Raw genomic sequence first — 21,754 nt, forward strand, 5'->3', positions numbered from 1 at the left:
AGAGCCAGCACATCGTAGCCATAGGACGAGTGCTTCATGCTGAGCATCTCCGCTTCGGCTGATTTATACGAGACGCCCGTATGCGAGCATGTTGGATTCTTGCAAGCGTACGCCATGCTCCATGCGTCGATGACACCGTTCAGCGTGGAAATCTTTTTATGCCAGGCCGTATGCGAACGTTGCAGCTTCGTTTCGCAATGCGGGCAGTGCGTCATTTCGGTTCGGAAATAGATCCGGGGGGCAGCACCTAACCGATTTTTAGGAAGCATAGGGGGCAACTCCTTTACAAAGTTGATCCCCTTTTACTTCGACAAAAGAAAGGAAAATCCTGTTAGTGAATCTTGCTGTCGTAGTTTTTTTATTCTAATCGACATGAATGAACAAACTTCAACCCTACCTATCTTGTACAATATAGCTAAAATACTCCTTCTAGGGGCTAGGTTCGAGCTCACCATTCAGGCAGATGATGCGGAGGTGTACTGTCTATATCATGTTGGATCGATTGAGAGAAGCCGTCACCGATCGCTTGCAGATGCCGAACATGGGGATCGGAATTGCGAATGAAAAGCATGCGGGAGATTACTCGCTCTTGGCTGACGAGCAGGGGCTGATTCATCCTCAAGCTCTTCCCAAGCGGAAGACGGAATTTACATTGGGACGCACGGCTGCCCGAGCGGCTCTTCACCGCCTGGGGCACCCCGCCGTTCCGATTCTAAAGGGAGAGAGGGGAGAGCCGAGCCATATAAGCGGTCAGGTCTACAACACGGTTGGAGTATCCCCATTCATTGTCGAACCAGGAAACGACCTTTGCCATGGTTCCGTCGATGACCATTGTGGATAAGGCATCGATAACCGAAGACAGTTGATTGCCGAGATAGTCCTTGGATACGAGCGGCAGTTCGCTGTAACCCAATATGCCTTTGAGGGGACCTTCCGACGCGGACTTTAACGCGGAATTGATGTCGGCTACCGTTACGGGGGAAGAAACTTCGAAGCTGAAGTCGACGGCGGAGACGGCCGGCGTGGGAACGCGCATCGAATAGCCGTGGATTTTGCCGTTCAGCTCAGGCAGCACAAGTCCGATCGCTTTTGCGGCACCGGTGGTGGTGGGGATGATCGACAATGCCGCGGAGCGGGCGCGGCGCAAGTCGGAATGGGGCGTGTCGAGAACCGGTTGATCGTTGGTATAAGAATGGAGGATTGTATTTGTCTTCGTTGACCCCCAGAACAATCGTGAGATCCTCGTTTTTTGCCGGGGCGGAAATGATGACTTTCTTGGCTCCGCCGCTCGTAATATGGGCTTCGGCCTTCGTTTTATCATTAAACCGCCCGGTCGATTCGATGACCAATTCGACACCGTATTTCGACCAGGGAAGTTCTGCAGGGTCGCGCTCCGTCAGCACTTTGATTTCTTTGCCGTTCACGAACAGATGTCCGTCTTTGGCTTCCACATCGGCATGAAACTCTCCCTGGATGGAATCATATTTCAGCAAATGCGCCATCGTCTCAGCGTTCGTCAGATCGTTAACCGCAACGATCTCGACATCATCGCGGTTAAAGGCAGCCCGAAACACGTTGCGGCCAATACGTCCAAATCCGTTAATCCCCACTCTTGTCCCCATTCCAATACCTCCAATTTTTTGAAAATGCAAACATAAGCCTATTGAAGCCAATACCAGCTCAAATCCCTCTTCGTAAAAAGAGACCGATCAGTATCTTTGTGATCGAATTTTAATCCATATTTTCCGCTAAAGTCAAGTAAAATTTTCCATTACACTTGCAATAAAATTGCCAAAAACCGTTAACGCAGTATAATGGTTTTATCATGAGGATTCGGAGGGGGCTCTTATGAGAAAAGGTGAGCAAACACGCGAGCGTATCATCCAGCAATCGGCGGCCCTTTTTAACACGCATGGATATGCGGGGGTATCCCTGAATGAAATCATTCAATCGACCGGAATTCAGAAGGGCGGAATTTACCGCCATTTTTCCAATAAGGACGAAATTGCGCTGGAGGCATACGATTTTGCGGTTAGCGTCGTGAGGTCGAAATTCAATGCGGCTCTGGCGGAGAAAAAATCCGCATACGAGAGGCTGATCTCCTTTTTTGAAGTTTATAGCAACGTAGTGGATAACCCTCCTTTTACCGGAGGATGTCCGATGTTAAATACGGCTGTGGAGAACGACGACGGTCATCCTTTGCTGTTGGAGAAAGCGAAGCGCACCCTGGATTCGATGAAGCAGACGGTCAAAGACATCCTGCGGCAGGGGATGGAAAACGGAGAGTTTCGGACGGACGCAGATCCCGATTCGTTATCCACCTTCTTGATCGCTTCGCTCGAAGGAAGCATCATGCTCAGTAAACTGGATGGAAATAACCAACATATTCGAGACACCGCCGAACACGTTTCCAAGTATTTAAAGCTATTTTTGCTTAAACAATAACTTCCCGTAAATACGGTCGCCCAAGTCGGGATCCGGTTGAACCAACCGGATTTTTTTGCATCGTCAAGACGATCGTACTGCTTGAAGAAGAGTTGGGGGTCAGCTTCGATGAAGATATTGTCCGCCTCGAACACTTCTCCAGCATACGCAAAATCAGCGAACTCATTTCTGAGCTGCAGGATGCATAAGGCCATGGTCCACCCTAAGGAAGTGCAGCCGTGTTAACGATTCCAAAGTATGACTTGAACGATCAATACCTCAACTGCAGAAGAAACCAGTCCGTCAGTTACTTGCATTCAAAGGGCGTTGCGATCGATTTGTTATTCTACGGCGCGTACGAGCAGCCGAGAGAAGTATTCCGATCCATTTACGATCAGGGGATGAACCGAAATCTGTACCTGGATAAGGTCGCCAACGAGCAGGAATTGAATTTGCTCGATATTAAAACTCGCCGGCTCCATGCCGCCGATTTCCGCTCGATCCGAAACGATTTATCCGACAGTTTGGAACGTAACGATGTGGCTCTATTATTTGGGGACGGATACAGGCTTCCCTATAAGCAAAACACCTATATGAAGCGTCACTATATGAAGCGTCATGAGCTGCATTCCGTCATGATCTGCGGCTTGAACCCGTCAACCGGCCGTTACGAGGTAAGAGACGATATTTACGATTCCGATTTATACCGAAGCGGCAGGGATTATATCACCTATGAGTGCGACGAGGGATCCCTCTCATCCTTCTACGATCATGAATTCGATTACGGCATGCACGAAACGTTGGAATCGAAATGGGACATCATTTATTACGAGATTGATTTCAACCGACATAAGTCCTATTTGCGCGATGTTTTCTATCCCAGATTTGAAGACATGCTGAGCAAGTCGTGCATGGATTTTGATTTGTATACAGAGATCCCGGACATCATTGCGAGTGCAAGCATGGATCAGCCCTTGCAGCAAGAAGACAAATTGCTTCAGGTCATCACCATTCTTATCGGCTCCCGCAAACACTTCATGTTATTCCTTCAATCCATCCATCGAATCGGCACCGAAACCATCGAATCGTTCGATCGAATCATCGGATACTTGAAGTCCATTCGTTACTCCTTAATCAAGAAAAGCATGACCGGCAAACTGGATCATTTGAAATTAAGAAACAAATGCGAACTGTTAAGGAGCGATGAAGAGTCGGCGTTACGAACTTTGAAAGAGTTAATTTTACCAATTAAATGAAAGGGGATTATTTAACCCGACTTCTTATATTGTTCCAGACGGGAGTTCGTTCGTTCCGCAATCCAGGCGTTGTAATGGAACTGTTCCGGAATGGGCCATTTGTACGTGATCGAGGGATCCATCGTGCCCGTCGGAGGAAGGAAGTATTCCCGCCAATTGGCGCAGCCTTGTTCTTCCAGCCAAAGTGCGTAGAGTTGCAATACTGAGGCTGTCCCTGAGCCTATTGATGGCTTTGGGACAGCCTATTGGCGTTCATGTACGATCAAGCCGGTAAAGCGCGGCTCCATGGGGCGGTATAACGGCGCTCAAATGGCCGTCCAAGCTGCCCGTCTCGCGTCCCGTCCACAGCTCCTTCCCTCGAACGGAGCCGCGGCAGCCCAGCTGTTGCAAGGACACGCGCACCGCCTGCGCCTCGTCCCCGGTGTTGAACAAGGCCGCATAACGCGCATCGTTCGGTCCTTCCGCCGCCCAGACGATCCGGCTTCCTTCCCGAAGGATTTGCCGCGCTCCGTCACTCTGGCGGTGTATGTCGAGCACGTCGCGATTCGTCAGCAGAGACAGCGTCCAGCCGTCGTTGTCCCGCAGCTCGCCGCCGAACATGAGCGGAGACCGGAAAATCGACCATAACGTCATCATGGTGATCTGTTCGTCCCGCGTGAAGCGCGTCCAGCGGTCCGCGCCGCCGCCGTCCACCGAGCGAATGCCGATATGGCCGAGCGGCAGCATGTCGCAATCCGGCCATCTGCCGGGCGCCGGCCTGCCTTGCCATTGCTCGCACCGGTCGAACATATCGAGCAGAAGCGGCCATTGATCCCAGAAGTCGTCCGTCATCCGCCACATGTTGGCGCTCTCTTCGAAAAAATCGGCTAACGCGACGGGGGCCGGTCCCGGAGACAGGCTCAGAACCATTGGACGACCGCAGCGGTCGATCGCGCGGCGAATCAATTCGATCTCTCCCCGGTGGGTGCCGTAAAGCCTGGAGGCCGCGATGTCGTCTACCTTCACGAAGTCGACGCCCCATTCCGCATAAAGCTCGAAGAGGGAATCGTAATAAGCCTGGGCGCCCTCCTTGCCCGGGTCGACGCCGTACATATCCGTGTTCCACGGACAGATAGAGTTCGGGTGCGCGATATCGCGGGCGGTCGCCGTGGAGCCTTTGATCGGTGTGTTCTGGTGAACGGCCTGACGCGGGATGCCGCGCATCATATGGATGCCGAACTTGAGCCCGAGGCTGTGCACGTAATCCGCAAGCGGTCCGAACCCGTTCCCGCCGGCGGCCGAAGGGAACCGGTTCGCCGCCGGAACGAGGCGCGAATACGCATCGGTCTCGAGCGGCACGAACGGGCGATACTGGGAAGAATGAGCGCCCGGCTCGTACCATTGGATATCCACGACGACATATTCCCAGCCGTAAGGCTTCAAATGTTCGGCCATGTAGGCCGCATTGCCCCGTACTTCCTCTTCCGTAACGGCTGCACCGTAACAATCCCAACTGTTCCATCCCATAGGCGGAGTGGGAGCGCATGCGTGATGCCGCATGATAGGGTCCTCGCTTTCTATCGAAATATTGCGATCTTGACCTCATCATAACGTCACGGCAATGGCAAGTTCTACAGTAAAGTTGTCTGGAAAATGGTACGATATTGCGGTCAATCGAAGTAGAGCCGGTTCAGAACGAGAGGATCTCCCTTCCGGAACGTCCCGGGCGTCAATCCGGTACGGCGGCGGAACGCCTTAATGAAGTAGCTCCCGCTGGAATAGCCGACCCGCTCCGCGATTTGTTCGACGTTCTCGTCCGATTGCCGAAGAAGCTCCATTGCGCGTTCGATTCTCACGCGATTCAAATATTCGTTCGGCGTCATTCCGACGGCGGCGGCGAACGATCGCAGGAAATGGTACTTGGACATTTGCAGCTCGTCCGCCAACTGGTCCAGACTCAGCATGGAAGCGTAGCGCGATTCGATGAGCGATACCGCGGCTTTGATTTTCTCCGGCCATTCCGGCCGGCTGAACAGGGAGAATCGGCACAATTCCGCTATAAATTGATAGACGTAGGACGAGGCCCGGTAAGGGTCCGTTATTCGTCCTCCCTTGGCTTCTTCGTATATATGGAGGAGCAGGCGAACGGGGCTGCTCCCCAGGGGCAGCTGCGGGGTTCGGCCCAGCTTCGCCAGCGCTTCTTGCCAATTCGGCAGCACCAGGCGGGGGCGGATGAGAAGGAAGGCAAACTCCCAGGTGCGGTGTTGCCCTTCGGGGAAGTAGTACCGGTGCTCGCTCGGAATGTCCGCGAGGAACGCTTGACCGGGTCCGACCCGGTGCGCTCCGTCCTTGTCCTCATAGATGCCTTCGCCTTCCAACGTGTACTGGAACAGGAGCAGCGGCCCGTCCGTTCGGGTCATTCCGTCCCACCGGTAAGCGGCGTCCTGCACGCGCTCAAGTCCGGTGGCGAAGAGGCTGCACAGCGCCAATTCGGGAAATTCGGAAAATCGGAAGCCATACGTTCCGTAATCGCCGGAATTCATGATCAAACACTCCTGTCCGCAACAGCATGGCTCGGCGGCCTTCTGTTTTCATTGTACCAGAACGAACGACGGATCGGGGAAGTCCCCGCTGCAAACATGGCGTCGATTATTGCTTTTCCGGCAGGACGAAGGTAATGTGAAAGGAGTGACGAAGGCAAACGGATATGAAATTCTGGGGAACGGCTAAGAGGGGCAATCCAATGTGAGATTGGCGGAAGATTATTTGCAGCTTCGCAGCGCCTTTCCGGAACCGGCGGTAGGGGAACCGTTTCGCGTGACGCTGGACGAGCTGGCCAAAGCTTTATACTGTACGCCCCGGAACGCCAGGCTGGTCGTCCGCAAAATGAGCGACCTGCAATGGGTACGCTTCGTATCCGGACGGGGAAGAGGCCACGCTTCGGAGCTGACGTTCTTCCTGGACGGACAAGAGCTCGCGATCCGGGAGGCGGAGGAGCTTGTGAAGCAAGGGGACGTTCAAGGCGCGCTTGTCTGGTTAAGCGAGCATGCGAACGGGGCCGACGCCAGGACGCGGTTTATGGAGTGGCTGTCGCGGTATTTCGGCTACCGGGAGGAAGCTGCCCAAGAGGACCGCACGATCGAAACGCTCCGGCTGCCGATCTATCGCCCGATCGTGACGCTGGACCCGGCGAATGCGTTTTACGCTTTTGACACCCATATGATCAAGCAAATTTATGCGACGCTCGTGCAAGGAGATGCCGAGACGGGCCGCCTCTCCCCGGGCGTCGCGCATTCCTGGGAAGCAAGCGAGGATGCCGCCGTCTGGACGTTTTATTTGCGCAAAGGGGTGCTCTTCCATGACGGTACGGAGCTTGCGGCCGAAGATGTGAAATACACCCTGCTGCGGGTGAGGCAGGAATCGAACAACCATCGCTGGCTTTGCCAGGACATTGCGGAGATCCGGGTGGAGTCGCGTTACGTTTTGACGATCAAACTTCGTCAGCCCAACTACCTGTTTGCCTGGTACATGTCCCATTCGGCGGCTTCGATCGTTCCCGCAGGAAGCCGCTTCGCGGATCCGGATCGGCTCCCGGTCGGAGCGGGCTCCTATCGGGTGGTGAAGTTTACGCCGGGAATTTGCGTGCTGGAAGCTTTTCCGGCTTATTTCATGGGCCGCGGATTGATGGATCGCATCGAAATTCTCATCGTCCCGGAAGCGAGCGGGGAATTCGGGTTGAGGATCGACCCGGGATGGCTGGTGGTGCAGACCGGGGAAGCGGCGAAGTCCTCTTTGCAGCAGTGGGACGAGCATCGGTTGCTGACCGGGTGCGGCACGCTCACGATCCATTTGGGCAAAGAAGGCATCTTGCAGAACGTCTCGTTTCGAAAAGCGCTTGTTCATGCCGTCGACCGCAGGCGAATGGTCCGCGAGCTCGGATACCCCCACTCGGCGCCGGCTGCGGGTTTTCATATGGAAGATGACCCCGGCGAGGAAGATCCGTTCTATCAGCCGAACGTTGCGGCAAGGGAGCTGAAGCGGTCCGGCTATCTCGGCGAGACGCTGAAGCTGTACACCTATAAACGGCACGAGCCGGCCGCGTTCTGGCTGCAGCAATGCTACGGGCAAATCGGCATTCGCCTTGAAGTGCGCATCGTGCCTTGGGCGGAATTGATGAAGCCGGAGCGGATTCAGGCGGCCGATTTCATTTTGTTCGAGGCCGTGCTGAGCGAAGGGGTACTGCGCCAAATCGAATACTTTCTGTCGCGGAACAGCTTTATACGCAGCGCGCTCCATCCGGAACTGCAAGCGGATGCGGACCGGCATATCGGACAACTGCTCCGGGAGCCGAATCCGGACGCACGGCGAGAGCTGCTTCGGGAGCTGGAAGCTTATCTGGCGAAGCATTATACGGCTGTCTATTTGACCTATAAAGAAGCGAGCATGCTGTCGCATCCGTCCTTGCAGGGCGTGAAGTTCAATCCTTTAGGTTGGGCGGATTTCAAAGACATCTGGTTTAAAAATCCAAAAATTCCATAAGAAAAGCAGAAAAGAAGCGGGGAGATTTTTGATCTTTTCCGAGGACAAGTTCGGGGTTATAATCAGGCTCAACACGCATCGGTAATGAGAGGGATGCGCTTTTAAACGGGACGATGACGATGATGGAGTGATTGGATTGGAGATTAAATTGGACGACCTGACCGGGCCCGAGGTGGCTGCGCTGATCGGGGAACATCTGCAAAACATGAATCTTCTGTCTCCGCCGGAAAGTGTACATGCGCTAAATCTGGACGGATTGAAAAAGCCGGACGTGACGTTCTGGACCGTATGGGAACAGGGCGAGCTGCTCGGCTGCGGGGCGCTGAAGGAACTTGATCCTTACCATGGCGAGGTCAAATCGATGCGGACTTCCGAGGCCCATCGAAGAAAGGGAGTCGCCAGACGGATGCTGGAGCACATCGTGGAGGAAGCCAAGCGGCGAGGCTACCGGCGGCTCAGTCTGGAGACGGGCTCCATGGAAGCTTTCGAGCCTGCACGGAAGCTGTATGAAAGCTTCGGGTTCGAGTATTGCGGGCCGTTCGCGGATTATACGGAAGATCCCTATAGCGCTTTTATGACCAAGGAATTGGGATGAATATGGGAATTCGCCGATTGGGGCTATCCCAACGTACGTTTACCAGCTCGCATACGAGAAGGAGGAGGACCCTGCGGCGGTCTTCCTCTTTTTTTGAAGACTCATCTGCGAATGTTGGATCGAGTCAGATCGCCATATCGTTCCACATCATGAGAGCCGCCCCTACGGCGACCGCATCCTCTTTCAGGTTTCCCTTCGTAAAGTTCGGCACGTATTTCTGCCCACGTTCGCCATCGTCATCGGACTGTCGGTTTTGTTCCTGCGGTGGAGGGATAACCCCAAGATCGTGGCCGCGATGACGGCGATGCGGCCGGCCATTGCGGCCCTGATCGTATACGCGGCTTACAGGATCGGCAAGACGGCCGCCGTGGACAAGACGGCCGTTCTGCTCATCGCGGCGACGGTGACGGTGCTGTACTTCGGGCATTCGCACATCCATCCGATATTTGTCATTCTCGGCGGCGCGGCGGTCGGTGCGGCGATCGTCCGGATCAAAACGAAAGCGGGGGCTCCTCCGGTCTTGCCTCAGGATGAGCAAGTGTACGATTACATGATTTGACCGGGGGAGATGTCATGCTGTTCAGATCGTCGATGTACGGTCTTCGCGCCATCGTGACCGGACTGATCGTTTATGCGGCTATCGCCTTCACGAAGGGCAACGGGATCGTGTCTTCGTTTTCGTGGTTTACCGCCATGCAGATCCTTATTTTTGCAGGATCGCTGCTGGCCCTCTTTGTATTTCGCAAACATCCGGTCTCCGTTATTATAGTATCAGGGCTTGTCGGTATCGCCCTGTACAGTTAGCGCCGGAAGAACGGCCGAAGCTCAGACCGGAGAGAAAGGGACGAATGTCTTGAAATCGATTCAATCTTGCTGCGCAGCCGGCCGGGCGCCTTCTTCGCCGACCGGAACGGAACGGCCGGGCTCCGGTTCGGATAGAATGACCGACAGAACAAATCTGTTAGACCGATTCGTTCTGCTCGAGGGCGGTGAGTTCGAGATGGGAACCGACACGGCCGAAGGATTCCCGTCGGACGGAGAAGGACCCGTACGGAAGGTTCGCGTCGATCCGTTTCTTATCTCTCCCTATACGGTCACCAACCGCGATTTTCAGGAATTCGTCGAAGCGACGGGCTACGTCACGGAGGCGGAGCGGTTCGGCTGGTCTTTCGTCTTTCATTTGCTGGTCTCGGAGGAGAGCCGGAAGCAAGTGTCGGAAGTGCCTCAGCAAGTCCCTTGGTGGCTGGTTGTGCATGGGGCCTATTGGGCCAAGCCGGAAGGACCGGATTCGTCGATCGAGGATCGGATGGACCATCCGGTCGTCCATGTGTCCTGGAACGACGCGATGGCGTATTGCGCCTGGTCGGGGACCCGCCTGCCTACGGAAGCGGAATGGGAATACGCGGCCAGAGGCGGATTGAAGGGGAAGACCTATCCGTGGGGAGATCTGCTGAAGCCGGAAGGCAAACATATGTGCAACATTTGGCAGGGCAAATTTCCGGTGAAGAACAACGCCAGCGACGGTTATGTCGGAACGGCGCCCGTAGACGCCTATGAGCCGAACGGCTACGGGCTTTATAATATGTCGGGCAATGTATGGGAATGGTGCGCGGACTGGTTCAGTCCGCAATATCACAAGCTGACGTCTACCGATAACCCCCTCTTCACGGAACCGACGGGGAAGCGTTCCATGCGGGGCGGCTCTTACTTGTGCCACCGCTCCTATTGCAACCGTTACCGGGTCGCGGCGAGAAGCGGCAATACCCCGGACAGCTCGACCGGCAATACGGGTTTTCGTGTCGTTGCGGATCCGGTCCGGGAGTAGCGGCCCTCAACCGATGAAGCGAGCGCGCCCAAGGCGCGTTCGCTTCGGGATAAGATGAAGCTATTGAATTTAGATGGCAATCCCGAGTGAGATTGAGGGAGAAAAGCAAATGAGACTCAAGATGCGTGAAGTTTTGGAAGGGCTTACAGCCGGAATCGATCCGGTCCTTTCGACCGTCGAGCCTTACAAGGGGAACCGAGGGAAGACGCATCGCGGCAGATGCCTGGCGATTGTACAGTCCGGCCGGCAGGCGGGGGAACTGCGGCTTCGGGCTTCCGCCGACGGTCTATTGGCGGGGAAGGCGGGCGTTCTCGGCAGGAAGAGGCAAACGGCCGAAATGCCGGGTTGCCTTCTATTTTTTTATTTATGGCAAAAATGGCATAATATAAATTGACTTCCAACGGAGCAAAAGATTTCGGGAATACGGGGTGCGGGTATTGAAGCTGATTTTTCTGGGTACGGGCGCCGGACGGCCGACGCTTGCGCGGAACGTTTCCTCCATTGCGCTTGTTTTTACGGAGCACCACAACCGCTTCTGGCTGTTCGACGCCGGAGAGGGGACACAGCAGCGTCTCCTTCAGACGGGGCTCAAGCTGAACAAGCTGGAGCGGATCTTCGTCACGCATATGCACGGCGATCACGTATACGGACTGCCCGGTCTGCTCGGCAGCCGCACGTATTACGAGGGTGCCGGCAAGCTGCGCCTGTACGGGCCGCCGGGGCTTCGCGGTTATATCGAAGGCGCGCTTCGCTATAGCGAGGCGCATCTCAATTATGAGGTCGACATCGCGGAGATTGAAGGCGGACCCGTCGAACTAGAGGACGCCGGCTACACGGTCGAGGCGGCGGAGCTGAACCACCGGGTGCGCAGCTTCGGTTACCGCGTGGCCGAGTCTCATCGGCCCGGGCGGCTGGATTTGACCGCTTTGGCGCGGCTGGGCGTTCCCCCGGGGCCGCTGTACGGCAAGCTCCGGCGGGGAGAGGACGTCACGCTGCCTGACGGGCAAACCGTTCGCTCGGCCGACGTCGTCGGCCCGCCAAGGAAAGGGCGGGTCGTCACGATCCTTGGCGATACAAGCCCGTGCGAGAGCTCGGTCAGACTGGCCAAGGACGCGGATTTGCTCGTCCATGAGGCGACGTTCGGCATCGGCATGGAGGAGAAGGCGGCCGCCTACGGTCATTCGACGATTGCGCAAGCCGCCGCCACCGCCGCCGAAGCGGGGGCCCGCAAGTTGATCGTGACCCATATCAGCTCGCGATACAACGATGAAGAGGTCGAGCGGCTCGTCGCCGAGGTCCGGTCCGTCTCTCCGAATACCGAAGCCGCTTCCGATTTGTTGGAACGAAGCGTGCCTCGTTCCTAAATTTCAGCCAGCGGCCCCCATTAGCCCGTATACCGGTAGCGGCCGATGCGCGCGATGATCATCCGCCCTCTGCCCAAGGCGAAGGACGAGAGAAGCGGGTAGTTCGGATAGACGACCTCGTCCGTCAGATAGGCCGGGGTTTCGCTGCCGGGGCGCCGGAACCGGTTCAAGTGGGACAGAATCGCTTGCGAGGACGTAATTCCGAAAGGGTGTCCGTAATAGAGATCGTCCTCGACCTTGATGGCGTTCTCGCCGCGCCACTGCGGCGTGTCGGGGGAGAAATCGGGATTTTTGAAGTACACAAGATCTCCGGGATACGTCTCCTCGGGGCCCGCCGATTTCGTTAGCAGCAGGTTGCCTTCCGTATGCCAGTCGTAAAGCAGCAGCCCCGAAAAAAGACGGTTAAACTCGCCCGGCCCGATCAAATCGAGAGCGCCCTTGTAGAAGACGATCATGGCGGCCGTCGCGCATTCGGTGGCGTATTGGCCGCCGTTCGCGAAAATATCCCGGATGCCGTCAGCCGGCGTAGCGTCAGCCCGGATTCGGAAGCCGCCCTCCGGGGTCAGCGTCCAGAGCGCCTCGTTGCACCTGGCATGCTTGAAGTCGGCGAAGTGCAGCCCGCTGCCGCTTAACTCGTAGGCGGCGGCGACGACGGCGGCGCGCAATTCCATTTCGAAGCGCAGTTGTTGGAGGGACGGGTAGTCGTAGACGATCGGACTGGCGTTTTTCCGTTCGTACACTTGCCTCGCGACGGGTGACCAGGAGGCCGTATCGACGGGCGCCTGGGAGCCGGATATGGTGATGATCGGAACCGACCTCCTCCTAAGCGGTTGTAGAAGCGTATGCCGGAAGGGCACGGCCATATTCGCCCGCGCTTCACGACCGGATATAATCGATGACGAACTGCCGGAACCGTTCCGCCGCCGGGGACAAGTACCGTCCTTCCATCCAGGCGATGCCGGTCGCCCGGCGACAGCCGGGATTACGCACGGAGAGCAGCGTGAGGCCGCTGTCGATTCCCTTCATCTCCGGAAGGATGGCGACGCCGAGCCCGGCCGCGACCAATCCGGCGATGGTGTGCGCCTCTTCTCCCTCGAAGCGGATATCCGGACTGAATCCCGATTCCTGGAACAGCTTGTCGGTAATTTTCCGAAGACCGTAGCCCTGTTTGAACGAGATGATCGGCTCGAAACGGGCGGTTGAAGTTTAAAGGACGAAGAGGAGCGGGGACGATGGTGCGAATCGAAGGATTGGATCATTTGGTGCTGACCGTGCGCGATATCGGGCGGACCGTCGAATGGTACCGGACGGTGCTGGGCATGGAGGTCGTCGAGTTCGGGGGCAACCGGAAGGCGCTGGCGTTCGGCCGGCAGAAGTTCAATTTGCACGAAGCCGGCAAGGAATTCGAGCCGAAAGCGCAGACCCCGTTGCCGGGGTCCGAGGACTTCTGCCTGATCACGAAGACGCCGATCGAAGAAGTCGTCCGGCATCTGGAGTCCGTCGGCGTCGCGATCGAGGAAGGGCCGGTCGAACGGACGGGCGCGCTCGGCCGCATTCTGTCGGTGTACGTGCGTGATCCCGACGCCAACCTGGTGGAAATTGCCAATTACATAGCCTGAAGCTTCCGGGGGAGCGAACCTGGGCTTGGGTTTCGCTGCAATATCGATTTTCGATCTTGCAGCGCCCAAGCGGCCGTGGAACCGCCTGTAATGTCGATGCGCGCTGCCGCTGCTCGTTGCCTATCGAGGGCGAGAAGCGGCTAGCGATTTCAGCGCGCCGCTTCTTTGCGCGTATTCGCATGCATGCGTATGGCGCCGAACAGGCCCCGCGCGATGACGTCGGCCATGCTCATGACGACGTGCAGCCGGGTGCTTTGCAACACCAAATGATCCATGAAGCCGCCGATGTTGACGACGCCGCTTACGTGAACGTCGCCCACCGGCGTCAATTTTTTGTTCACGCCCGCCCCCGGGTGGATCGGGCCTTCGCCCAACATGATGCTCCCGACGCTGGCGGATTTGCCCAGGCAGGCGTCAACGCCGATCACGAACGGATTCCGGCTGCTCTGCCGCATTCGTTCCAGCGTCGGATCGAGGTTCAGGGCGTGAACGGGCTCTTCGAGCGTTCCGTACAAATCGAACAACGGCGATCGATATTTGCTTAGGGCCGTTCCGGCGAGAGGACCGAGCGCGTCTCCCGTCGACCGGTCCGTTCCGAGACAGACAACGGCGATCCGCGTGTCCGAAGGAAGCTTGCGGAGATAGTGGCCAAGCCGATCGGAGAGGTGCAGCGATGCCAGCGGATCGGTATACAACACTTTTAACGGCGTGGGATCGATAGGTTTAGGGATCATAGGCTCTCCTTTACATAACTTGTGACCTATTGACAGGATACATAATGTATCTCGAAATGTCTGTCTAACGCTGGCGTCCTCCTTTAGTCCTTTTGCGCGATTTTCGCTTCCGGGGATCGGGTTGTTTGTCGTAAAATAGGATGGACTGGCGGCTAGGCGAGGGAGTAAGCGGATGGGCGGAGAGGGGATGAGGAGCATGAATTCTATTGAGAAAAGATTGGCTGACCTGCACCAATACAGACCGGATGCGACGGCGCCGGACGATCTGGATGCGTTCTGGGAATGCACGCTTCGGGATGCGGAGCAGAGGCCGATGAACGACAGGCGCGAGCGGACGGACAGCCTGTCGCCATACATCGAAGCGTACAAGGTGACGTACGAGGGCTTCGACGACACCCCGATCCACGGCTGGTATTTGCTGCCTTCGTTCGCGCAGCGGGGCAAGCTGCCTTGCGTCGTCCTATTCCACGGCTATCTCGGAAGCAAGAGCTATCCGGAGAAGCATGCCAACTGGCTGCTACTCGGGTATGCGGTGTTCGCGGTCGACGTGCGGGGGCAAGGCGGAGAGACGGGCAACCGGCTTCCCCAGTCGTTCGGGATGACGAAGGGGTGGATTACGCAAGGGCTGCTCGATCCGGAGACGAGCTATTACCGGGCGATCACGGTAGACGCGCTGAAGGCGGTGCAGTGGGCCGCGGCGCAGCCGGAGATCGACGCCGGCCGGATCGTCGTCGCGGGGGCGAGCCAGGGCGGCGGGTTGGCGCTGCTGACAGCCGCGCTCAGCGACATTCCGTCCAAGGCGGTCGCCGATATCCCGAATATGTGCCATATGGATTTCGGCATTCTGAATTCGACGGGTTCACTCACGGAAGCGGCCGAATTCGTGTCCCGTCATCCGGAACACCTGGAGCGGGTGCTTCGGACGCTCAGCTATTTCGATATGCTCAATTTGGCCGAACGGATTCGCAAGCCCGTCTTCGTCTCGGTGGGGCTGAAGGACACGATCTGCCTGCCGGAGACGATCTTCGCCGTTTACAACCGGATTGCCTCCCCCAAGCAGCTTCAGGTTTATCCGTTCAACGGGCATTATACGAGCGGGGATCATTTCCGGAAAATCGCTTCCTTCCTCGCCTGAACGGCTTTCCGCGGGGAGGAGGAGGCGGGTTCGGCCGCAATTGTGATATGATGAAGATGTCGCGCTTCGACACGGACAAGCCGTCATCCGATCACGACAATCCCGAGGAAGAGAACGGCGACTCTTCCGGACAAAGAGGCGAAAGACAACGCGATGTGGGGAAGCTTGCTTTTACTGGGGGAAATTTTGCTTGTGAACATCATCCTGAGCGGAGACAACGCCGTCGTTATCGCGATGGCAAGCCGGAACCTGCCGGACCATCTGAGGCGCCGGGCCGTCTGGATGGGGGCGTTCGGCGCGGTGGCCCTGCGGATCGTGCTGTCCGTCGCGGCGTTGGCGCTGTTGGATATTCCGGCTGTCAAAATCGTCGGCGCGCTCCTTCTTCTCTATATTGCGTACCATCTTCTGACGGATAAAGGGGAAGAGAAGGAGGTGCAGGGCGTAGGGTCGCTCGGCAAGGCGGTCGGAATCATCCTGCTCTCGGATTTGATCATGAGCCTGGACAACGTGCTGGCGATCGCCTCCATCGCGCAAAACAACGTTTGGCTCATGGCGCTCGGCATCGCGCTCGGCATTCCCCTCATTATTTGGGGCAGCCACCTCATTCTGAAGGTGCTGGAGCGGTTTCCGATCGTTGTCTGGATCGGCGCCGCCATTCTCGGCTACACGTCCGGCGAAATGCTGAACGACGTGGAGGCGGTTCGCAGCTGGCTGCCGGAATGGGGCGATTGGGACCTTGGCTGGCTTTCGGTGGCGACGGCCGTTCTCGTCTTGCTGGCCGGTCTCGTTCACCGCTTGGTCCTCCTGGCGGCGGAGAAAATGCCGGACGGCGGCAAGGCGGGCTCCAAAGGTTCGAAAGGATAGCGGCTTCCGCCGTTATCCTTTTTTTAATGAAGACGGAGTCGCATCCATTGACATTCGATACTGTAACAATTAATATTACAGTACAACGTGAACCTTTGTTGCCCGCTTTGTTTATTATATGGTTACAATTCGGACTCAGCAGACGGAAGGGGCGGTGAAAGCCATGAAATTCGAAATCGGCGATTGGGTGTCCGGCAATACGAGCCAGGGCGAATTGGTGTACGGCTACGTGGAGTCTGTCGATCTTTTTAAAGGAAGCGTAGGCATCCGCGTAACCGAATCCGACCACGAATCCGCGGTCGGCAAGCAGATTAGCGTCGGCAGCGGTTCGGCCCGCAAGCTGCCGGATTACGCCGCGGACGACGAGAGCGGCTTGCGGAACCTGATCGACCTGGCGCTGTCGACCAGGGACGAAGCCTGGTTCCGGGAGTTGTCCGCCAAGCTCGTTGCGCTTCAGCAAGGGACCGGGCGGCGGCGGGAACGCCGTCATACGATCAGCGCTTCCGTGCGCAACCGGCTCGGCTCCGGGCTGACGAACTGAAGGCATCCACCCGCCCGCGCCGTACGGCTTCACGTCTTGTCAGGGGACTGTCCATCGGTAGGAACGACCGATCGGAACGGTCCCTTCTTGGTCTTTTCAGGAGTTTAAGTTTCGCCGAGACGGTGTTTCGTCCGTCTGCTGCGTCAGAACGGGCAGCTCAGCTGCGAGCGGCAGATGAATAGGCGAATTTGAATCCTTTGCAAGTCAGTCAGCGTTGCCGGACCTTCGGCTAACGAATCGTATAACCCTTATTTGGTCAAAATCACGTGTTTTGAAAATGTAACGAACTCCACCGTCGCTATGGCCGGCTACGGGCGGCATTCCTGCGATTTTTTCTTCCTTAACGTTGCTGCAGTTCGTTAGATCGCCAAAAATACCGTTTTGACGACAATAAGATCGATACGATTCGTTAGCAAAGCGACCGGTCGCTCGTTTGAACGTTGGCTTCGAGCGGCTCGATTCTCCGGTTTATATTCCCGCAATGAATCGGCTTCAAGCCCGGCGAATAGGCTGGAAAGGAACGGCGAATCCGATGCGGGAGGTCGAGGGGATGCAGGCAGTTTGGAGAGGAACGGTTCAAATCGCGCGGCTGCAAATTCCGGTCAAGCTGTACGCGGCGGCGGAGGAGAAGGAGGTTGTGCTGCGGCTCAGGCACAAGGAGTGCGATCATCCCGTCCGCCAGGTGAAATATTGCGAACGTTGCGGGGAGACGGTTGTACCCGATCGGCTGACGAGGGTGTACGAGCTGGGCGGCGGAAGGGCGGTCGAGGTCGGGGAGGACGAGCTGCGGCGAATCGCTCCGGTCCCGGACAAGCGATTCCGCGTGCGGCATTTCGTGCCGTCGGCCGATGTATCCCCTTTGTTCATGAAAAAGTATTATTACGTCGGGTATGACGAGGCGGGGGAAGAGGCGTTGGCGTTGATTCATCAAGGGCTGTTCCGGCAGGGACGGATGGGGATCGGCTATATCGCGCTCCGTTCCGCGCAGCAGCTGGCCGGACTGTGGGCGGCGGGAGACCGGCTGCTGCTGACGACCCTTCACTACGCGAATGAGGTGCGATCCGGCGAAGGAACGGCGGAGCTCCGGGCGGAAGGGCCCGGCCGGCAGCTTGAAGAGGAATTCACGGCGCTGATCGGGCATCTGACGGTCTCTTTCGAGCCTGGGCAATATTCGAATCTATATAACGAAGCCTTGAAAAAGCTCGTCGGCGCCAAACTCGCCCGGCTGGCACCGGAAGATCCCGTTCCGTTCCTCGAGCCGGAAGAAGCGGGCGGAGAGGCGGAGGATCTGCTGTCGGCCCTGCGCCTCAGCTTGAAGGACATCGGTCATTCGTAAGGTCCGCGGCGCAGCGTGAACACCGTCAGCTCCGGCACGCTGGCCAATCGGGCGCGCAGCCGCGTCGTGCCGATGCCGCGATTGACGTACAGCCGGTATGGGCGGTCCCGGCGGTTCGTCTGTCGAAGGTAGAACATGCCTCGCACGTACTTTCGCCCGTTCTCGGTGCGAATGACGGCGCCGAATCCGGGGAGAGCCACTTGGCCGCCGTGGCTATGGCCGGACAGTTGGAGGTCGACCGGATAAGCGCCAAGCCGTATGGCCATGTCCGGTTCGTGGGCGAGCAGCAGGTGGAACCCGCGCTCCGGCAGCGCGCCGAGCGTCCGCTCCGGCTCCGGCCTGCCGCGCAAGCCGTCGTCCAGCCCCGTCACGGTAATGTACTCGCCGCTTGGCAGCTCGATTTTGCGCGTCTCGTTCACGAGCACCGCGAAGCCGCCTTCGGCCAGCAGCGGTCCCGACGTGCGGGTGCGGCGGTCGTAGCCGAAATCGTGATTGCCGTACACGGCGAATTTGCCGAGCGGAGCGCGGATGCGGGCAAGAGAGGGCGACACCGCCGAATCGCCCGTGCTCGTCTTCTTCCTCCTCGCATCGAACAAGTCTCCCGTGAACGCGACGATGTCCGGCTCGAGCTCGTTGATCTTCTCGACCAGCCGCTCGAAGCGTTCCAATGAATAATAGTGATAGAGATGGGTGTCGCTGAACTGAACGATCCGCACGCCGTCGAACCCTTCGGGCAGCTCCGGGGAGCGGATCTCGTGTCTCGTCACGCTCAATCGCCGCGGTTCGATGAAGAAGGAATAGAAGCCGAGCGACAAGGCTGCGACGAAGACGACGCCCCATACAATCAGTTCCGGGCCCATGGCGTTCTCCTCCCTTTCGTATCCTTCAATAGAGTACCAGAATTGCGGTCCGCACACAAAAGGGCCGCGCTCAAGCCAAACGCCTTCGGCGTCTTCGAACGACGAAGGCGTCTGACGGAGATCGTTCAGACGCAAAACAGCCGATCGTCCGCGCTGCGGCGATCGGCTGTCTCGCGAAAGCTTAAGTTTGGAAGCGCGCCAACGCGCTTTGCAGCGAGCCGGACAGCCGTTCGAGCTGCTCCGCGTGGCGGACGAGCCGCTCGCTTACGTGAAGCTGCTCCTGGCTTAGCGACGCCACCTGCTCGGACGTGGCCAGCGACTGCTGCGCGACCGCGCTGACGTTGCTCATGGAATCGGCCAGGACGCCCTGCGACCGGTCGAGCTCGCTCATGAAGCGGCCGACGTCGTCGAGTTGGCCGAGGAAGGCGCCCATGTCGCGCTCCACTTGCTTGAAGATCGTGTCGGCTTCCTTCATGGAGTCGATCTGCTGCCGGAAGATCGGGGAAGCGCCGGACAGGACGCCGACCGTCTCCTGAATTTCCGTCAGAATCGTCTCCGTGATGACGCCGACCTCGCCGATGGAAGCTTTGGATTGCTCAGCGAGCGAGCGAATTTCGTCCGCCACCACCATGAAGCCTTTGCCGGCGGCGCCGGAGCGCGCCGCTTCGATCGTGGCGTTGAGCGACAAAATGTTCGTCTGCTTCGTGACGTTGTTCAGCAAGTCGACGATGCGGCGGATCGAACCGGCGCTCTCGCTCAGCTTGCCGACCTTCTCGGCCATGGAGCGGATCATCGCTTCGGCTTCGTGCGTCGTCGCGATCAAGCCGGCGATATATTCGGCGCCGTGCGCGCTCGAGGTTTGCACGGCCGACGCCGCGCTCTCCATCTGCCGGCTGGCGCCGATGGCGTCTCGCAGGCTCTCGGCGTTCCGGCGCGTCAGGTCGTTGCCGCGCTCCGCCTCGTTCGCCAGCCCTCCCGCGCCCGTCGATATTTCTTCCGTCGCCACGGCGATTTCCTTGGCGGATACGGCCGTCGTCCGCGAAGCGCTTGCGAGCTCCGACGCCGTCTCCAGCACCTGGTCGGCGGACAGGCGCGTCTGCCGGACGAGCCCCGTGATCTGCTCCATCATCGTATCGAAGCTGCGGCCGAGCCGGCCGATCTCGTCCCTGGAGCGAAGCCCGGCCCGTACCCGCAGGTCGCCCTGGGAGCCGAGCTGCATCAGATCGCTTAGCTTCGAGAGCGGCCGGGCGACGAACCGGACGATCAAATAGCCGATCAGACCGGCGGCCACGGCGGCGAGAACCGCCATCGCGATCGTCACGTTCGCGATCACCTTCGAGTCCTTGACCAGCTCGCCAAGCGGAACGATCCCCAGACTGATCCATCCCGTCGCCTTCGACTTGTAGTAAGCGACCAAATTGCCTTCCGCCCGATAGGAGCCGTCGGCGGCGGAGTCCGCCTGCAGGGGAATGTCAGACGGGGCGCCGATTTCGGACGCTTCCGGCGCGAACACGACGCCGTTCGACCCGGTGACGATCCGCACGGACGACCCGTCGCCCAACGCGATGTTGCCAAGCTGCTTGCCGAGGACGTCGGCCGGAATTTCAACGAGCAGCACGGCCACAATCTTGCTGGAGGCCACATCCTTCAGCGGCCGCGCGATCGCGAAGCTCGGCGACGCCATCGTCCCGGAGTAGCCGGCCGCCACACTTGGCAGCCAGGTCGCGTTCTCGCCGGCGTCGACGGCCTGCTTGAACCAGGCTTCGTCGCCGTAAGACTGCCCCTTCTTGCCTCCCCCGGAAGCGCCGAGATTGATATACGTTCCGTCCGGACGGAACAGATGCAACGAGCCGATATCGGCATTGGAATACGTGTAGGTGTTGAGCTTATCCCTAACCTTCCAGGTCAGCTCCATGTAGTCGTAGGATTCCGGATCCAGCGCGCTCATCCGGCGCAGCACCGACATGAGGTCCTTGTCGAACAAAATCTGGGACGTCAAATTTTCTAACGTGCCATAATAAAAGTCCATCTTCTCGCCGGCCTGAACGATCGTTTGCCGCGTGGCCTCCGACACCTTCTTCGTCACGATGCCTTTGGAGATCGAATACGAAATGGCGCCCACCGCAGCGACGAACGTCAGAATGCTCGCGAAGAAAACGATAAAAAGCTTCATGCCGACGGATTTGGCCGGATTAGGCAAACGGACAAGCTGCATCAATTCCACCGCACCTTCATTCTTGTCTGTTTAGTTTCTCTGCCGATGACCGTATGCGGTTATGTCGGTTACGCACGCTCCTTCTCCCGTGTGAATTCCGGTCTAAACAGCTATGTAACGTTTGCCGCGGCAAACCGTCTAAAAGCTAACGTCTAAAAGTCCGGTGAAAAAGTCCGCCAAGCAGGCTTTTACCACGGTTTTGTCGAATTATACAGTAACACGACCATTGAAAGAGTGATTGAGCATGAAAGCAAGTAAGTCGTCGACCATCCAGCCTCAGTTGTTCCAATTCATCGACATGGATGAACTCGTGCCGAAAAAGCACATTTTGCGCCAGTTGAACGAAGCTATCGATTTCTCTATGGTCTATGATTGGGTGGCACCACTGTATACGGAGAGTACTGGGCGTCCCGCTGCCGATCCGGAGCGGATCGTCCGACTGACGTTGCTTTCGTATCTGTTCAACCA

Annotated in this window: 23 protein-coding genes and 3 pseudogenes; 16 read left to right on the forward strand and 10 right to left on the reverse strand. The window is 57.8% G+C overall.

Going from position 1 to position 21,754, the window contains the following annotated elements; all coding sequences use genetic code 11:
- Nucleotides 1–269 (reverse strand): annotated as a pseudogene (locus G485_RS30655) (transposase); the annotation flags it as partial.
- A 272-nt stretch (nucleotides 270–541) separates the two neighbouring features.
- Here G485_RS30655 and G485_RS31525 point away from each other — a divergent pair.
- Nucleotides 542–841 carry a hypothetical protein gene (locus G485_RS31525; protein WP_420805788.1) on the forward strand — a complete coding sequence of 100 codons (300 nt, stop codon included), beginning with the start codon at nucleotides 542–544 and terminating at the stop codon, nucleotides 839–841.
- Here the strand turns inward: G485_RS31525 and G485_RS26655 are convergent.
- Nucleotides 734–1,622, reverse strand: a pseudogene (locus G485_RS26655) (type I glyceraldehyde-3-phosphate dehydrogenase); the annotation flags it as partial. The gene G485_RS31525 and the pseudogene G485_RS26655 sit on opposite strands and share 108 nt — an antisense overlap.
- A gap of 226 nt (nucleotides 1,623–1,848) precedes the next feature.
- Between G485_RS26655 and G485_RS0114860 the strand changes: the two are divergent.
- Entirely contained in the window at nucleotides 1,849–2,445 is a 597-nt protein-coding gene (locus G485_RS0114860) for a TetR/AcrR family transcriptional regulator (RefSeq protein WP_027093204.1), read from the forward strand.
- 218 nt (nucleotides 2,446–2,663) lie between these two features.
- Nucleotides 2,664–3,680, forward strand: a complete 1,017-nt coding sequence (locus G485_RS0114865; protein ID WP_027093205.1) for a hypothetical protein — start codon at nucleotides 2,664–2,666, stop codon at nucleotides 3,678–3,680.
- A 17-nt stretch (nucleotides 3,681–3,697) separates the two neighbouring features.
- On the opposite strand, the pseudogene G485_RS0114870 reads toward G485_RS0114865, so the two are convergent.
- The 3 genes and pseudogenes from G485_RS0114870 to G485_RS0114880 form a co-directional block, all read right to left on the reverse strand.
- A pseudogene (locus tag G485_RS0114870) lies at nucleotides 3,698–3,889 on the reverse strand (sulfatase); the annotation flags it as partial.
- A gap of 43 nt (nucleotides 3,890–3,932) precedes the next feature.
- Nucleotides 3,933–5,219, reverse strand: a complete 1,287-nt coding sequence (locus G485_RS0114875) for a glycoside hydrolase family 27 protein (protein WP_027093207.1) — start codon at nucleotides 5,217–5,219, stop codon at nucleotides 3,933–3,935.
- Between the two features lie 110 nt (nucleotides 5,220–5,329).
- On the reverse strand, nucleotides 5,330–6,202 hold the full coding sequence (locus G485_RS0114880) for an AraC family transcriptional regulator (protein WP_027093208.1): 873 nt from the start codon (nucleotides 6,200–6,202) through the stop codon (nucleotides 5,330–5,332).
- A gap of 202 nt (nucleotides 6,203–6,404) precedes the next feature.
- On the opposite strand from G485_RS0114880, the gene G485_RS0114885 reads away from it, so the two are divergent.
- From G485_RS0114885 to rnz, 7 genes are all read left to right on the forward strand, one after another.
- Nucleotides 6,405–8,198 (forward strand): ABC transporter substrate-binding protein, encoded by a 1,794-nt coding sequence (locus G485_RS0114885; protein ID WP_027093209.1) that lies wholly within the window; start codon nucleotides 6,405–6,407, stop codon nucleotides 8,196–8,198.
- A 136-nt stretch (nucleotides 8,199–8,334) separates the two neighbouring features.
- Complete coding sequence (locus G485_RS0114890; RefSeq protein ID WP_027093210.1) at nucleotides 8,335–8,793, forward strand: GNAT family N-acetyltransferase; 459 nt, start codon at nucleotides 8,335–8,337, stop codon at nucleotides 8,791–8,793.
- Nucleotides 8,794–9,010: 217 nt separating this feature from the next.
- Nucleotides 9,011–9,352: a chromate transporter gene (locus tag G485_RS29180; RefSeq protein WP_476695855.1), complete on the forward strand. Its 342-nt coding sequence runs from the start codon at nucleotides 9,011–9,013 to the stop codon at nucleotides 9,350–9,352.
- A 14-nt stretch (nucleotides 9,353–9,366) separates the two neighbouring features.
- The gene (locus G485_RS26665; protein WP_051318311.1) at nucleotides 9,367–9,597 is read left to right on the forward strand and encodes a hypothetical protein; all 231 of its coding nucleotides are present in this window, start codon (nucleotides 9,367–9,369) and stop codon (nucleotides 9,595–9,597) included.
- Nucleotides 9,598–9,733: 136 nt separating this feature from the next.
- Nucleotides 9,734–10,618, forward strand: a complete 885-nt coding sequence (locus G485_RS0114905; RefSeq protein WP_051318315.1) for a formylglycine-generating enzyme family protein — start codon at nucleotides 9,734–9,736, stop codon at nucleotides 10,616–10,618.
- A 121-nt stretch (nucleotides 10,619–10,739) separates the two neighbouring features.
- Nucleotides 10,740–11,012, forward strand: coding sequence for a hypothetical protein (locus tag G485_RS30455; RefSeq protein ID WP_240489161.1), 273 nt, complete (start codon nucleotides 10,740–10,742; stop codon nucleotides 11,010–11,012).
- 43 nt (nucleotides 11,013–11,055) lie between these two features.
- Nucleotides 11,056–11,982, forward strand: a complete 927-nt coding sequence (gene rnz / locus G485_RS0114915) for a ribonuclease Z (RefSeq protein WP_027093213.1) — start codon at nucleotides 11,056–11,058, stop codon at nucleotides 11,980–11,982.
- 20 nt (nucleotides 11,983–12,002) lie between these two features.
- Here rnz and G485_RS26670 read toward each other — a convergent pair whose 3' ends face one another.
- Nucleotides 12,003–12,845, reverse strand: coding sequence for a protein-glutamine gamma-glutamyltransferase (locus G485_RS26670; protein ID WP_156922373.1), 843 nt, complete (start codon nucleotides 12,843–12,845; stop codon nucleotides 12,003–12,005).
- Between the two features lie 13 nt (nucleotides 12,846–12,858).
- Nucleotides 12,859–13,164, reverse strand: a complete 306-nt coding sequence (locus tag G485_RS29185) for a LysR substrate-binding domain-containing protein (RefSeq protein ID WP_084423326.1) — start codon at nucleotides 13,162–13,164, stop codon at nucleotides 12,859–12,861.
- Between the two features lie 50 nt (nucleotides 13,165–13,214).
- On the opposite strand from G485_RS29185, the gene G485_RS0114930 reads away from it, so the two are divergent.
- Nucleotides 13,215–13,601: a VOC family protein gene (locus tag G485_RS0114930; protein WP_205620154.1), complete on the forward strand. Its 387-nt coding sequence runs from the start codon at nucleotides 13,215–13,217 to the stop codon at nucleotides 13,599–13,601.
- A 149-nt stretch (nucleotides 13,602–13,750) separates the two neighbouring features.
- On the opposite strand, the gene yyaC is transcribed toward G485_RS0114930, so the two are convergent.
- On the reverse strand, nucleotides 13,751–14,335 hold the full coding sequence (gene yyaC, locus G485_RS0114935; RefSeq protein ID WP_027093216.1) for a spore protease YyaC: 585 nt from the start codon (nucleotides 14,333–14,335) through the stop codon (nucleotides 13,751–13,753).
- A gap of 196 nt (nucleotides 14,336–14,531) precedes the next feature.
- Between yyaC and G485_RS0114940 the strand changes: the two genes are divergently transcribed.
- The 4 genes from G485_RS0114940 to ku all read left to right on the forward strand — a co-directional run bounded on the left by G485_RS0114940 (nucleotide 14,532) and on the right by ku (nucleotide 18,211).
- Nucleotides 14,532–15,470, forward strand: coding sequence for an acetylxylan esterase (locus G485_RS0114940; RefSeq protein WP_027093217.1), 939 nt, complete (start codon nucleotides 14,532–14,534; stop codon nucleotides 15,468–15,470).
- A gap of 153 nt (nucleotides 15,471–15,623) precedes the next feature.
- Nucleotides 15,624–16,334: a TerC family protein gene (locus G485_RS26680; RefSeq protein WP_051318313.1), complete on the forward strand. Its 711-nt coding sequence runs from the start codon at nucleotides 15,624–15,626 to the stop codon at nucleotides 16,332–16,334.
- A 163-nt stretch (nucleotides 16,335–16,497) separates the two neighbouring features.
- Nucleotides 16,498–16,875, forward strand: coding sequence for an IDEAL domain-containing protein (locus G485_RS26685; protein ID WP_035156426.1), 378 nt, complete (start codon nucleotides 16,498–16,500; stop codon nucleotides 16,873–16,875).
- 550 nt (nucleotides 16,876–17,425) lie between these two features.
- Nucleotides 17,426–18,211: a non-homologous end joining protein Ku gene (gene ku / locus G485_RS0114955; protein WP_169732326.1), complete on the forward strand. Its 786-nt coding sequence runs from the start codon at nucleotides 17,426–17,428 to the stop codon at nucleotides 18,209–18,211.
- On the opposite strand, the gene G485_RS0114960 is transcribed toward ku, so the two are convergent.
- Nucleotides 18,202–19,071 carry a metallophosphoesterase gene (locus G485_RS0114960; protein ID WP_051318314.1) on the reverse strand — a complete coding sequence of 290 codons (870 nt, stop codon included), beginning with the start codon at nucleotides 19,069–19,071 and terminating at the stop codon, nucleotides 18,202–18,204. The genes ku and G485_RS0114960 overlap by 10 nt on opposite strands.
- A 181-nt stretch (nucleotides 19,072–19,252) precedes the next feature.
- Nucleotides 19,253–21,286: a methyl-accepting chemotaxis protein gene (locus G485_RS0114965; RefSeq protein WP_027093220.1), complete on the reverse strand. Its 2,034-nt coding sequence runs from the start codon at nucleotides 21,284–21,286 to the stop codon at nucleotides 19,253–19,255.
- A gap of 244 nt (nucleotides 21,287–21,530) precedes the next feature.
- Here G485_RS0114965 and G485_RS0114970 point away from each other — a divergent pair.
- Nucleotides 21,531–21,754 (forward strand): transposase (locus G485_RS0114970; protein ID WP_027093221.1); only part of this gene is annotated, 224 nt, incomplete at its 3' end.

This window comes from Cohnella thermotolerans DSM 17683, from assembly GCF_000429825.1.
GTDB classification, from domain to species: domain Bacteria; phylum Bacillota; class Bacilli; order Paenibacillales; family Paenibacillaceae; genus Cohnella; species Cohnella thermotolerans.

Coding starts and splice junctions, on each gene's coding strand:
- G485_RS0114930 (WP_205620154.1), top strand. CDS start 13,215: ATGGTGCGAATCGAAGGATTGGATCATTTGGTGCTGACCGTGCGCGAT.
- G485_RS0114960 (WP_051318314.1), bottom strand. CDS start 19,071: ATGGGCCCGGAACTGATTGTATGGGGCGTCGTCTTCGTCGCAGCCTTG.
- G485_RS26670 (WP_156922373.1), bottom strand. CDS start 12,845: ATGGCCGTGCCCTTCCGGCATACGCTTCTACAACCGCTTAGGAGGAGG.
- ku (WP_169732326.1), top strand. CDS start 17,426: ATGCAGGCAGTTTGGAGAGGAACGGTTCAAATCGCGCGGCTGCAAATT.
- G485_RS26665 (WP_051318311.1), top strand. CDS start 9,367: ATGCTGTTCAGATCGTCGATGTACGGTCTTCGCGCCATCGTGACCGGA.
- G485_RS0114940 (WP_027093217.1), top strand. CDS start 14,532: ATGAATTCTATTGAGAAAAGATTGGCTGACCTGCACCAATACAGACCG.
- G485_RS0114875 (WP_027093207.1), bottom strand. CDS start 5,219: ATGCGGCATCACGCATGCGCTCCCACTCCGCCTATGGGATGGAACAGT.
- G485_RS26680 (WP_051318313.1), top strand. CDS start 15,624: ATGTGGGGAAGCTTGCTTTTACTGGGGGAAATTTTGCTTGTGAACATC.
- G485_RS26685 (WP_035156426.1), top strand. CDS start 16,498: ATGAAATTCGAAATCGGCGATTGGGTGTCCGGCAATACGAGCCAGGGC.
- G485_RS0114880 (WP_027093208.1), bottom strand. CDS start 6,202: ATGAATTCCGGCGATTACGGAACGTATGGCTTCCGATTTTCCGAATTT.
- G485_RS0114860 (WP_027093204.1), top strand. CDS start 1,849: ATGAGAAAAGGTGAGCAAACACGCGAGCGTATCATCCAGCAATCGGCG.
- G485_RS0114905 (WP_051318315.1), top strand. CDS start 9,734: ATGACCGACAGAACAAATCTGTTAGACCGATTCGTTCTGCTCGAGGGC.
- yyaC (WP_027093216.1), bottom strand. CDS start 14,335: ATGATCCCTAAACCTATCGATCCCACGCCGTTAAAAGTGTTGTATACC.
- G485_RS0114965 (WP_027093220.1), bottom strand. CDS start 21,286: ATGCAGCTTGTCCGTTTGCCTAATCCGGCCAAATCCGTCGGCATGAAG.
- G485_RS31525 (WP_420805788.1), top strand. CDS start 542: ATGGGGATCGGAATTGCGAATGAAAAGCATGCGGGAGATTACTCGCTC.
- G485_RS30455 (WP_240489161.1), top strand. CDS start 10,740: ATGCGTGAAGTTTTGGAAGGGCTTACAGCCGGAATCGATCCGGTCCTT.